The 13,455-nt window shown below is 35.9% G+C and carries 8 protein-coding genes; all 8 read right to left on the reverse strand.

The window, feature by feature from the left end; genetic code table 11:
* Positions 1-37: 37 nt before the first annotated feature.
* Positions 38-1,453, reverse strand: a complete 1,416-nt coding sequence (locus tag VB798_RS14080; protein ID WP_323259363.1) for an efflux transporter outer membrane subunit — start codon at positions 1,451-1,453, stop codon at positions 38-40.
* Between the two features lie 11 nt (positions 1,454-1,464).
* Positions 1,465-4,590, reverse strand: coding sequence for an efflux RND transporter permease subunit (locus VB798_RS14085; protein ID WP_323259365.1), 3,126 nt, complete (start codon positions 4,588-4,590; stop codon positions 1,465-1,467).
* 23 nt (positions 4,591-4,613) lie between these two features.
* Positions 4,614-5,753: an efflux RND transporter periplasmic adaptor subunit gene (locus VB798_RS14090; protein ID WP_323259367.1), complete on the reverse strand. Its 1,140-nt coding sequence runs from the start codon at positions 5,751-5,753 to the stop codon at positions 4,614-4,616.
* 176 nt (positions 5,754-5,929) lie between these two features.
* Positions 5,930-6,685, reverse strand: a complete 756-nt coding sequence (locus tag VB798_RS14095) for a LytR/AlgR family response regulator transcription factor (protein WP_323259369.1) — start codon at positions 6,683-6,685, stop codon at positions 5,930-5,932.
* Entirely contained in the window at positions 6,682-7,764 is a 1,083-nt protein-coding gene (locus VB798_RS14100) for a sensor histidine kinase (protein WP_323259371.1), read from the reverse strand. The genes VB798_RS14095 and VB798_RS14100 overlap by 4 nt, the downstream gene beginning before the upstream one ends.
* Before the next feature lie 419 nt (positions 7,765-8,183).
* Positions 8,184-9,725, reverse strand: a complete 1,542-nt coding sequence (locus VB798_RS14105) for a sialate O-acetylesterase (RefSeq protein WP_323259373.1) — start codon at positions 9,723-9,725, stop codon at positions 8,184-8,186.
* 7 nt (positions 9,726-9,732) lie between these two features.
* Complete coding sequence (locus VB798_RS14110) at positions 9,733-12,297, reverse strand: family 20 glycosylhydrolase (protein ID WP_323259375.1); 2,565 nt, start codon at positions 12,295-12,297, stop codon at positions 9,733-9,735.
* A complete protein-coding gene (locus tag VB798_RS14115; protein WP_323259377.1) occupies positions 12,288-13,454 on the reverse strand; it encodes a sialidase family protein in 1,167 nt (388 codons plus the stop codon). Before VB798_RS14115 ends, VB798_RS14110 begins: the two co-directional genes overlap by 10 nt.
* Position 13,455: the final 1 nt, after the last annotated feature.

Consider the following 13,455-nt stretch of genomic DNA (forward strand, 5'->3'; position numbering starts at 1 on the left):
CCATTGGCAACAATTACGCTTTAATGATTCTTGTCTCTTATTTTTCAATACCACCACCTAAGCTCCGATACAAATCTGTGATGGCATTAAATTTTTCTTTTTTGATTTCTATGGCTTCTAGTTCATTTTGTAAGGAATTGTTTTGAGTACTAATTACTTCCAAATATGTAGCCATTCCACTTTTATAAAGCATTAAAACATCGTTTGTAGCTTTTGTGAGCGATGCTTTTTTTAGTTTAACTAAGTCCATTCTTTCATCTGCATACTTAGCTCTGGCAAGTGCATCAGATACTTCACCTACTGCTGTTAATAGTGATTGTTTGAAAGTAGTCACGGCTTTTCCTTGATCAATGACGGCAATATCATAAGCTGTTTTAAGCGATTTTTTCATAAAAATTGGTTGCGTTAAATTGACTCCTATATTTTTTACGATAGAACCGGGCAAATTAAACCAAGTATTAAGTTTAAAAGAATTGACTCCAACCGAGGGCGTAAAACTGATACTTGGATACATGGAAATATTAGCAATATTCATTTTTGCATTGGCTGAAACCACAGCATACTCTGCTGATTTTACATCTGGTCGGCGACTCAAAAGCATGGCTGGAACACCCAAAGGAAAAATTGCTGAAAGCAAGGTATCGCTCATATTTTGAACCCTAGTAATGCTATTAGGGAATTCTCCACATAAAATACTGAGAGCATTTTCTTGTACTGCAATATTTTGTAATGCCAGAGGAACTAATAATTCCGCCGTTTTCTTTTGTGCTTCTGCTTGCTCTACTGCCAAGGAATTTACTTGTCCAGATTTATATTGAAGCTGAATCATCGCCAAGGTACTATCTCCCAAAACAATGTTACGTTTTGCTACTTTTAGCTGTTCATCGAGTGCTGTTAAATTATAATAGGCTTGAGCAACCTGAACGATGAGTCTTGTTTTCAAAGCGGAAAAATTTTCTTTTTGTGCGAAATAATCTGCAAGTGAGGACTCCCTGTACATTTTGGCTTTTCCCCAAATATCAGCTTCCCAAGATAGGCGCAAGCTGGCACTATAATCATCCATATAACTTGTCCCTAAGAATTGTTCGGTCAATGAGCCATTCAGCGAACTTTTAGAAAGCCAATTTCTATTTGCTCCTATGTTCAAATCTACAGACGGATAAAACCCTAACTTTGACTGTTTGTACATTAAATCTAGCTGTTGCATATTCATCACACCTACAGTGATTTCATTATTTTTTAAGAGAGTCTTTTCAATCAGATTAACCAATATAGAATCTTTAAAAAAGGTTCTCCAAGGCAATTGAACAGTATCTGCCGTTAGGTTGACGGTTTCTCTATATTGCTCAGGAATATTTAAGTGCGTTCTGCTATATTTCTTCCCTACATTACACGAAAAAAGTAGCAATGAAATACTAACGCTTAGTAATATATGTATTTTTGATAATTTCATTTCAGCTTAATTTACGATTGAAATACTTGCTTTTTCCCAGATACTTTTTCTTGCAAGTATTGGAATAACATAAACAATAAAGGGATGACAATTACGCCTAAAACCACACCACTTAGCATACCCATTGCGGCACTGGTACTGATAGAATGATTTCCTGTAGCAGTTCCACCTTTTGAAACCATTAATGGAATCATACCTACAATGAATGCGAGCGATGTCATCACGATTGGTCTTAATCGGGCTTTGGAGGCATCTAATGCAGCATCCAAAATAGATAATCCGGCACGTCTTCTTTGTACAGCGAATTCTACTATCAGAATAGCATTTTTGGCTAATAGACCAATAAGCATAATGATACCAATCTGTACGTAAATATTGTTGTCTAGCCCAATACTTTTAATCCCGATAAAAGCCCCTAGAATCCCCGTTGGAATAGATAATAAAACAGCAAGAGGCAATAAATAACTTTCGTACTGAGCTGATAAAAGCAAATACACGAAGAGTAAACAAAGTCCTAAAATGGCTATTGTCTGATTTCTTGCTGATTTTTCTTCTAAGCTTAATCCCGTCCATTCATAACTATAGTCAGCAGGCATTTTATTTAAAATGACTTCCAATCGTTCCATCAAAGCACCATTACTTATTCCGGGCATAGCATTGATGTTGATTGTCAGTGCATTATAAAGATTATAGCGACTTACTGATTCTGGACCATATACTTTATGCAAGGAAATGATTGATTTTACGGGAACCATTACTCCATTATCATTACGAACAAAAACTTCATTGAAAGCCTGTTCGTCCATTCTAAATACACCATCAGCTTTGATATTTACTCGATAAAATTTTCCAAATCTTGAAAAATTCAAAGATTGATCACCTGAAAAATAGCTTTGAACGGTACTTAAAATATTATTAATGCTAAGTCCCATTTGTTTAGCTTTAGCTTCATCTATTTCCAATTCTAATTGTGGATAATCAGCCCTAAACATAGTGTAAGCTAATTGTACTCCATCAACTTTCATCAAGTCAGCAATTACTTTATCAGCCTGTGCTTTCAAGGCGACAGAACTACGACCTTGACGGTCTTGTAATACCATTTCGGCACCGTTCGTAACTCCATAACCATCTACTGGGGGCATTCTCATCGTGAGGATACTGCCTTCGTTAACAGCAGATAGTTTTGCATCTACAATTTTCATCAGCTCGTCGATGTCCTGTATTTTTCCTCGTTGTGTTCTCGGTTTAAATTTAACAAAGCCTACGGCATAAGCAGGGCTTGTACTGTTGGTCATAAGGTTAAAACCTGTGATGGTGGTATTATCTTCAATGGCTTCTATTTCCGACAACAACTTGTTGATTTTATCGGCTACTTTGGTTGTTGGAGTTAATGCTGTTCCTGGAGGCATGCTTAGTACGAATGTAAACATACTATCGTCTTCCATAGGCACAAAACTTTTTGGGGTACTCATAATAGGCCATGTAGCTACGCCAATTATAGAAGCGATAAAACTTATGCCTAACCATTTGTGTATTGCCAAGAAACGAATACTCTTTACATAACGATTTGTGAGATTATCAAAGCCTGTATTAAACCCAGAGAAAAAGCGTTTGCTAAAACTAACTTTGGTATTTTCACTATGTGTATTTTTCAAGAGTAAAGCACATAAAGCAGGCGTAAGTGTCAGGGCATTTACGGCAGAAATAATGATGGCAATAGCCAGCGTATAAGCAAATTGCTTGTAGAAAATTCCTGCTGAACCTGTCATGAAACCAATCGGGATAAATACCGCAGACATCACAAGAGTAATAGAAATTACAGCACCCGTGATTTCGCCCATTGCTGAGTGTGTAGCTTCTTTTCCGCTTAAATGTGTTCCTTCCATTTTACTGTGTACTGCTTCCACAACGACAATGGCATCATCCACAACAATTCCAATTGCTAAAACCAAAGCAAAAAGGGTTAAGACATTGATGGTAAAACCTAGTACGAGCAAAAAGAAGAATGTTCCAATAATGGCTACAGGCACAGCTATTGCAGGAATAATCGTAGAACGAAAATCCTGTAAAAAGAGGAATACAACCAAGAAAACAAGTACGAAGGCTTCAAACAAAGTGGATTTTACTTGGCTTGTTGCTTCGTCTAATTTTTCCTTGGTACTCATTAATTTCGAGTATTTTATGCCCGGAGGAAAAGATTTTGACAATCGTTCAATTTCCTTGTCAATCCCAATTTCGATTTCATTGGCGTTCGAACCTGTGGTTTGTAAAATAGCGATGGTAGCGGTGTTCCTTCCGTTTGAAGTATTGTTACCACTGTAAGAAATTGCTCCAAATTCAATACGAGCTACATCTTTCAAACGAATAATATTGTTGCCAGTATTTTTTACGATAATATTATCATAATCTTCAGGAAGATTCTTTTTGCCTTTATAACGAATAACGTACTCTAAAGCAGCGTTAGACTCTTCTCCTAATTTTCCGGGTGCGGCTTCTGAACTTTGGTCAGAAATGGCATTACTGATGTCGGAAGGAACTAAATTGTAATTTGCCATTTGGCGTGGATTGAGCCAAATACGCATAGAGTAATCTTTCGTACCAAAAACCATTGCTTGTCCTACGCCTGGCACTCGTTTGATTTGTGGAATAAGGTTAATATTGGCATAATTCTGCAAAAATGTCTCATCATATTTTTTATTATCCTCCGTAAACAAGTTGAATATCATAATCATGCTATTCTGTTGTTTGGAAGTGGTGAGTCCCATCCTGATAACTTCTTGTGGTAAAATCGGCGTAGCTTGTTGTACACGATTTTGTACATTTACTGCTGCTTGGTCGGCATTTACTCCTTGTTTAAAGATGATTGAAATGGAAAATGTTCCATCATTACTAGCAGTAGATTTGATATACTGCATGTTTTCTACTCCATTAATTTGCTCTTCAAGTGGCGTAACAACCGAACGAATTACTGTTTCGCTATTACCGCCTGGATACGAACCCGACACCATAACTGTTGGTGGTGAAATATCTGGGAATCGTGTTACGGAAAGTCTATCAAGTCCGACAATTCCTAACACCACAATCACGATAGAAATCACCGTAGCCAAAACGGGCCTATCTATTATTTTTTTTAACATGTCTTTTCAATTTTGAAATGCACTTATTTTCCCAATGAACCTTTTGTGATTTTAGGAATAACCATCATTCCTTCATTCAATAAATCAATACTTGTGAGGGCAATTTTCTCACCAGCATTAATCCCAGATTTTACGATATAATGATTGCCCGATTTCCCTTCGATTTCAAATGGTTTCATCGCTACTTTGTTGCTATCAGCCAACGAGAAGACAAAGTATTTATCTTGAATATCTTTGACACTCGCCATTGGTACTAATAATGCTGTGTTGTAAGCTTTTTGTAAAATCACACCAGCGGAACCTCCCGAACGAAGTAGTTTATCAGGATTAGGGAAAATGGCTTTCAAGGCAATGCTTCCAGTAGTGCGGTCGATATTTCCACTGGCAAATTCTAATTTACCTTTGTGTTCATATTCGCTACCATCAGCCATCACCAATGAAACCGTATTAGCATTTTTTTGTAAACCTTTTTCTTTCATAAAAGCGATATAATCTGCTTCTGTGAGCGAGAAATAAACAAAAATCTGATTAATGTCTGAAAGTGTTGTAAGCGGAACAAGGTCAGCTGGTGTTACCAAATTGCCAATTCTGTTTGGAATTCTACCAATATAACCGCTAATAGGAGCTTTTATCAGGCTAAATTCTGCATTGATTTTAGAAGAACTCAACATGGCTTTTGCTTGATTTACTTGTGCAGAAGCAGCCTCATAATTGGCTTGAGCCGTTTGTAATTGGATTTCAGAAACTACTTTTCCTTCTACCAAAGGACGAATCTTTTCAATTTCTAATTTTGCATTAGCTTGTGTTGCCAAGGCCGCTTTGAGCGTCGCTGAACTGTTATTGACTTGTTCATTAAATACCTCTGCTTTGATTTTGAAAAGAGCTTGCCCTTTTTGTACATAATCGCCTTCTTTTACAAATATTTGCTCTAAGTAGCCTGATACTTGTGCTTTCAAATCAACATTGACGGAGCCTTCAATTATTCCGGGATATTTTTTAGCAACATCAGCATTTGAAAAATTGATTTGAAGAAAATCAACCGCTATTGGCGCATAATTAGCCTGTTCTTGTGTTCGTTCTTTACAGGAAAATAGGATAAATAAACAGAGAAGTAATATCATTCCTTTAGAAACATTCTCTGTTTTAGAAGTGAGCTTTAACATTGAGTATAAGGATTAATTTATACTACAAAGGAAGTTTTACTTACACATTAATTCTGGAGAAAATCACTGAACCGTATATTTTTACTGCTGAATTGAAGATTTACTTTCCCGAATTTTGAAGCGAAAATGAATTGATAAAACGTATATGAAATAGGGTGACATTCGTTAATAAATCCTTAATAATCCATCCATGATTTGAACAAACCAGCTTTATCACGACTAATAACTACTTCTACATCTGGGTTCTTAGCAATGTCAATTTTTAATTTTCCATTGAAATAGTTGTGTACTTGCTGAATGGCATCGATATGAATAATAATTTGACGATTTGCTCTGAAAAATGTTTTTGGATTGAGTTGATATTCAAGTTCTTCCATCGTTAGTGGAATTGTCTCTTCTAAACCATTATGTAGTTTGGCTCGTGTAATTTTTAGTTTAGAATAGAAAAAAGCAATATCACTTACTTGTACTGTTTTGTAACCATCTTTATAAGGAATCAAGAACCTATTTCTAAAATCCTTTGGCTGTAAAAAATTTAATAATCCTTCCAAAGATTTCTGATGAAAATCGCCCGACAAGGTTTCCAATTTTGTAAAAGCCACCAGTAATTCTTCCTGTTCAACAGGTTTCAGTAAATAGTCGATGCTGTTGTATTTGAATGCTTTAACGGCATATTCATCATAAGCTGTTGTGAAAATGATTGTGCAGTTTATTTTTACTTGCTCAAAGATTTCAAAACTAAGCCCGTCCGATAATCTTACGTCCATCATCACCACATCAGGTTTTTCATGTGTGTTAAACCAAGTCACACTATCGGAAATACTGTCTAACACCTCAAGTACAATAGCTTTGGGTCTAATTATTTTAATTAGACGTTGTAATCTATCCGCATTAGGCTTCTCGTCTTCTATTATCAGTATTCTTTCTATCATTGTTTTATTAAAGGAATTTTTACTTTAAATGTAGTTTCGTTTTGTATAATTTCAGGCTGTTTTTGCCAGAGTAAATCATATCTTCTAATAATATTTTGGATACCAATTCCTGATGATTCAAGCTGATTTTCGATGGGAAGTAGCATGTTTTCAACAATCAACGTTTGTTCGTCAGTATTATAAATACTAATTTTCAAAGGGTTTTTCTTATTGGTTTTGTTATGTTTTAAGGCATTTTCTACCAATAATTGCAAGGTCAGAGGTGGTAAATACAGTTGTTTATTTTCTTTGTCGATGCTTACTTCAAATATTACTCCTTCGCCTATACGATTCTTAATCAAGAACATATAAGAATGCAAAAACTTCAACTCATCCTCCAATAGAATTATATCTTTCTTTGAGTTGACCAACATATAGCGATAAATTTTTGAAAAATTCTCAGCATATTCATAGCCTAATTGCTGGTTGACTAATATCAGTTCAGAAAGTACGCTAAGATTATTGAATACAAAATGTGGATCTATTTGAAGTTTTAAAGATTGTAATTCTGCTTCGACAGCGAGTTGGTCGAGTGCGGCGGCTTTCATGGCAGCATTTTTCCAACTGACAATCAGGTAATTACAGGTGTTGATTCCGATAATCATAAATGCGATAATCGTACTGACTACAATCCATTGTAAAAAACCTCTTACTTGGTCGGCAGTATGAATTTCTATACAAGTTTCAGGATTATCCAATAATTGGTACAATTGGTCTAACATGACAAGACTTACAAAGATAATCACCAAGTTTAGCCCCGTTTCAATAGATAGCCTTTTCAAGGGTTTTTCTGTCCATGAAATTAACACATTGAGTTTGTTGCTGATATAAATACTTGTTTCGGAAATCAACAAGCAGAAAATAAACGATAAAGCCAAGTCTTCTGCAATCGTCAGTACAGAACGGTTGAAGTAATAAACCCAATAGGAAGAATAGGGGTCAATAATGTAAGAAACAAGGTTTAATAAGATAAAAGCGAAAACAACGATGATAATTCGCTTTCCTTTATTACTTAAAAATGTATCTTTTTTTTCGCTCATTTATTATAAATACAGTAATTGTAAGTTAAATTTATTAATGATGGTTCTTGCTTGAAAGATAAGCATTTATATCCTTATGTATTTAAAGTTTCCAAAATTGGATTATTCTATATTTACTTTCTTTTTTTTCTTACTTAATCTACCTAATTCACGACTGAAAGCTCTAATACAATTACTAGACCGAAGAGCATTTTTTACCTATAGTATTTAAATAAGCACAAAATGACAAATATTATTGCATCCTATATTTGAATTATAATTATAATTATGTTAAATAAAAATCATATAAACTAACTTAAATATTTGGAATCAATAAATTGAGAATATAAACCTATAGGAATTTGACATTAAAGTTCTTATTATTAGATAATTATATGAATCCTTAATAGGTTTGACTAAATGCTTCCAAATACTTAGCCTTAAAAACTTCCTTTCAAATCAAATTTAAATGGTGACATCGGTAGCCCAACTTCATTGATTATATTACATTTTGGATTTGGTAACCAAGCATATTTTATTTGTGTTACTTGTCGATTTGGTGGTAGCGTAAGAATAATTTTTGTTGGTTGAATTTCAATTTTTTCTGGATAAAAAATGGATTCTTCTGTTCCGCCTAAATTATAGCCTTGCAAAACAAAACTCTTCGGCACTTGTCCGTCTTTAGTTTTTAGCTCTTGCACATGGTCAAAATAAAGGTGTACTTCCTGCCCTTTTTGTTCGTAAGTTCGCAAGACTGGTCCAGAATAGGCATTTTTTTGATTATACGTTTTCGCTAAAGCTAATAAACCCAAACGCTCGCCAACGTTTTTTTTGTCAGTAGGATGCACATCTAAAGAATCTCCAGTATCAATCGTTACTACCATTCCTGAATTGACAATCCGTTTACTTAACTCTTCCTGACTTGCACGAAAAGTGGGCCAAGCACTCCGATTGGCAATCGCTGGTAATTGTACAGTATAAAAAGGGAAGTCTCCTTGTCCCCAAGCCTTTCGCCAGTTTTTTACGAGTGTTTCAAATAGTGGCGTATGAATTTCGGGATGAGTAGCGTTCGATTCTCCTTGGTACCAAATTACACCTTTGATAGCAAAAGGCAATAGTGGTTGAATGCCGTTTTTGTACAAAAATGAACCTGCAAAAGGATGTAAAAACTTCCGATTTGGAACAACATCATTTTTTGTTTTTGCTAAATTTTCATTACTCCGTTCAAGTACCCAAGGATGAATATCTTGAGCGCTTTCAAGCCAGTTAGCATCCACAAATTGACGAAGTTGTGGATGAGAAGCCAAACTCGCTGAATCAATATAAGCCTGTGTGGTAGTTCCTCCAACGGCATTGCAAATCAGTCCGATAGGAACATTCAGTTGATGCTGAAGTGATTTGCCAAAATAGTAGCCTACAGCCGAAAACTTGGCGGCGTTTTCGACTGTGCAGACTTGCCATGTGGTAGGTTCATAGAATTTTCCTGCCTGCAAATCTGCCAGAAGACTATCATCAAAAACTACTTTTGCTGTAGGACGGGCTTTGTCTTGAGCTGTCATACGGAAAAATCTGATTTGAGAATTACTGGCTTGGGAAATTTCTTCTTTAGCTTCTTTGGACTGCTCAAGGCGTAATTCCATATTAGATTGACCCGCACAAAGCCATACTTCACCCACAAGAATATTTTGTAAAGTTTTAGCTTGCTTTTTATCAGAAATACTTAACTGAAAAGGTCCGCCAGCCGTATGAGCAGGAATTTTCAGTTGCCAATCTCCTTTTTTATCTGCTCTTGTTTTTCTTGAAATATTATCAAAAGAGACGGTAACTTCACAGTTTTTACAAGATTTTCCCCAAACAGGAATTTCCATATTTTGCTGTAAAACCATGTTGTCGGTAAAAATTAGAGGAAACTCAAGCTGTGCTTGTACCGTTTGACACAAGCACGCAAGAAGCGACAATAGACAAAGTGTAATCTTTTTCATGTTAATGCTATTCAAAAAATGGAAGTGCAGTAAACATCCATTTCACTGGATTTTGCCAATCTTTTCCTTTAAAACTGCCCACAGGAGCTTTTACTTTAATTTCGTTCCAGCCCTTTTTTAGCTTTATCAATAAGGGTTTTCTGTATTCGTAACCTTCATCAATCAAAGGCAATTCTAAGTTTGGCTTTTGATTTCCGTTTTTCCAATCTGGTGCCTCAAGTAAATCGTCGTTTAGCCATATTTTGCTAAAACGTTCATCCCATTGTTGCGAGTTGGGCACATTTGTGGCCATTGACCTTGATATATTATTGAAGCCAAGCCATAAAAAAGCCGTCGTATCGGTGTCGCTCCACACTTGTTGAATGGCATACCAAGTCGTGTTTTCTAATGGATTCGGCAAAACTCCTTTTACTGTTGGCGACCACCAATGTCGCAAGACGATAGTTCCACCCAAAGCTTCTAAATTTGTCAATGGATTAGTTTCTAAAAACTTAGGATGTTCTGGAGAAAAATTTGCTTCTAAATTCCCTTTATTATTAAACGGACCAAACATTTGCCAACGAATGTGCGCTTGTGGATGATATGGAAATGGTTTTTTGGAAAAAAAACGATAACGTTCAGCCATCAATCTTTCTTCAAATGCTTGAAAAATTGCTGCCTTTTTCGAATCACTTGCTGAAACATTCGTTATCCAATTAGTCTCTCCACCACCAAGCCAAGTACGTTCTGCAAAGGCTAATAAGCTTGGATAAACGGCATTCATTATTAATAAATCTTGTTCCTTCTGAATATTTCTGTCGTGCCACAAACAGAGTGTTGCTCCTAGCGAATGAGTATCAGAGGAATCTTTGTCCCCAATTTTTCGATGAAAAATTGTTGTGACAGCCTCCAATGGGTCTAAATGATTGATGTATAAATGTCGTGTATCAATGTACTGATAATCTTTTAAAATAGGTTCATGTCCCATCCAAAGTTGACGAATGGTTTGGTCTGAAAGGTTTCCACCTGGTGACCAGCCAATTACTTTTTTACCAAAACTTTCAGCATATTTTATCACTTCTGGCAAAAAATTGGAATTGGTTATTTTAACCTCATCACCACCAATATGAAGGTATTTTACTCGATATGTTTCACAAAACTCTTTGATAATTTCCTTTACAATACGTAATCCTTCAGCACTTTGCATGGTTACTCCCATTGCTCTTTCAAAAGCTTGGCTGTGTCCGGGCATATCAATTTCTGGGACAAATTCAATATGTCTTTCTTCGCAAAAAGCGATTAACTGTTTTATCTCAGCGCTGCTATAATACTTTCCTTGCTGGCGTTGCATTGTTTTTGGAGCAGTAAGTTGAGGATACTTTTTTACTGCCAAACGCCAAGCAATATCTTCGGTTGAATGAAAATGAAAAACATTAAGTTTATATCTTGCCATTGTCTCAATCTGTTGCAATAATTGTGGCATCGACTGATAATTACGACCTACATCCACCATATACCCTCGCCAAGAAAAAGCAGGACTGTCACTAATTTCACAACCTTGAATTACATTCCCGACTTGCAATTGAGCAAGCGTTTGAATGCCGTTAAAAATTCCATGAGCAGTATTAGCACTTAAAGAAACCTTTTCAGTATTGACTCTCAATTGATAGGCTTCTACAGGTAAATGATTCGCTGGCGATTTGCTAAGAAGGAGTTCAATACAAGTATTTTTGGGGTCTTTTTTAGAAGTAATATTTACTTTAAACCCATTTTTAGCCAATTGTTTTTGTAAAAAAACGGCTTCTCTTTTTAAAGAAGAATGATTGTAATAAATTGTTTTACAGGTTTTTAATAAAAACAATTGTCTTGTCCAAGCCAGTTGTTTAGGAAATGGTAACAGGCTGGGCAGTAAATACATTTTATGTTCTATTAATGATTTCCATTTTTGATAACCCGCACCATTCAAATGCAAACCATCATTGGTGAAGCGAACATCTAACCTTCCAGTTGAATCAGCTAAAGCAGCATGAATATCCAGAAAAGTAAAAGGAATACTTGCTGAAATCGTACTGAGGATTTTATTCACAGACAAGATTTGTTGCTTTTTACTGGTATGTCCTCCAAACTTATTGAAAGACTCATTTACCGGTAAAATACTTTGTACAAAAATCTTTGTATTGGGCGATTTTTCTTTGAGTATTGTCGTAATCCAACGAATGTTTTTGATAACACTATCTGGCGAAATACCTTTTGCTAAGTCGTTCGTGCCAATTAGCAAAAAAACTTTGTCGGGTTTACGATTATATACTTCTGATAAACGATGTAAAACTCCTGCCGTATTATCGCCACTAATGCCTCTATTTTTAACATGTAAATCCTGAAACATTTCACTCCATTCTCCGCCGTCAGTAATGCTATTTCCCAAGAAAATAATATCACTTTGAGTTTGCGGAAGACTTTTAAAATGCGATACTCGTTGATGATAATAGGTCGAAAATAACGAATCGCTAAATTGTGGAACCGCTACTTGAGTGGATGCCGTAAAATGACAGAAAAGTACTAAGAAATAAGTTACAAGCGTTTTTACTTCCATGATATTGTGTTTAAAACGATTTGTGTATAGTTACTTTTTTCATATAAAACTCCAATTTCACGCTTGCCGATTGCTACAATATCCGAATAGGCAGTATAGTCATTTTGTTGCTTATCACTGCTTTTATCAACCAATTTGGCAATAGGCCAAGTTTGCCCATCATCAAAACTAATTCTCAGGGTTAAATTGTCACGTTTTTGGGTATCGGCGGCATTACAGAATGCTAAAATATGTTTGCCTTTTTGTTGTCCTATCGTCAAAATACTTCCTTGACAAACGGGGTCTGGCAAATTGGCATCAAAATAGGTTTTATCCCATGTTTGTCCTCCGTTATTGCTGATTGCCACAATTCTTTGCCTAACGTCACCCTTTTGATTACGGGCATTTAGCATCAAACGATTTCCCGAAATAGGTGTCGCTGTGGCTTCATTTCCACCTTCTTTCATGATGGTTTCACTTAATTGAAAACTTTCTCCGTGATTATCAGTATAAAATCCGTGAGCAAAATAATCAGCAGATTGTTTACGTGGATTCCCTTCTGAATGATTGGCTGCTACATAGATACGACCTTTGTATTTTCCTGCTAAAAACTGCGTTGCATGCCCCGGTGTATTGGCATACGAGCGCCAATCTTCTTTAAAATTATACATAGGATTAGTTTGTGGCTGATTGGGACGATGTACTTGTGTCGTAATATTCACATCATCACTCCAAGTAAATCCACCATCAGTAGAAGTTTTGTACCATACTTCTCTCAAACCTTTTCCTTTACGGACTTCGCCTTCATGGTTGTTTCCAGTATTGAAAAAAAGAAAAATTCTACCTTTCGGAAAACGCTTATCGGTTAAATCAACCACAGGAGCAGGATTGCCTGCTTGAAGTGTATCATAGTTGACGACTGTTGAAAGTTTTCCCCAAGTTTTGCCGTTGTCTTTACTTCTTTTCAATACAATATTAATATCGCCAAAGTCGCCAGCACCTTGTACACGCCCTTCGGCAAAAGCTAAAAGATCGCCACTTGGAAGTTTGATAATAGCTGGAATACGATAAGATTTATGCCCTTCAGTACCAGCAGTAAATACTGGAACGGATTGAGCTTTTGACGCAATTGTACCAAAAAATAAAAAGAGTATAATCAGTAAAAGAGTATTTTTCATG

Origin of the sequence: Arcicella lustrica, assembly GCF_034930985.1 — a bacterium.
Taxonomy (GTDB): Bacteria; Bacteroidota; Bacteroidia; order Cytophagales; family Spirosomataceae; genus Arcicella; species Arcicella lustrica.

Bases quoted from the DNA above. Each gene is read 5' to 3' on its own strand.
- VB798_RS14080 (WP_323259363.1), bottom strand. From the start codon at position 1,453: ATGAAATTATCAAAAATACATATATTACTAAGCGTTAGTATTTCATTG.
- VB798_RS14085 (WP_323259365.1), bottom strand. From the start codon at position 4,590: ATGTTAAAAAAAATAATAGATAGGCCCGTTTTGGCTACGGTGATTTCT.
- VB798_RS14090 (WP_323259367.1), bottom strand. From the start codon at position 5,753: ATGTTAAAGCTCACTTCTAAAACAGAGAATGTTTCTAAAGGAATGATA.
- VB798_RS14095 (WP_323259369.1), bottom strand. From the start codon at position 6,685: ATGATAGAAAGAATACTGATAATAGAAGACGAGAAGCCTAATGCGGAT.
- VB798_RS14100 (WP_323259371.1), bottom strand. From the start codon at position 7,764: ATGAGCGAAAAAAAAGATACATTTTTAAGTAATAAAGGAAAGCGAATT.
- VB798_RS14105 (WP_323259373.1), bottom strand. From the start codon at position 9,725: ATGAAAAAGATTACACTTTGTCTATTGTCGCTTCTTGCGTGCTTGTGT.
- VB798_RS14110 (WP_323259375.1), bottom strand. From the start codon at position 12,297: ATGGAAGTAAAAACGCTTGTAACTTATTTCTTAGTACTTTTCTGTCAT.
- VB798_RS14115 (WP_323259377.1), bottom strand. From the start codon at position 13,454: ATGAAAAATACTCTTTTACTGATTATACTCTTTTTATTTTTTGGTACA.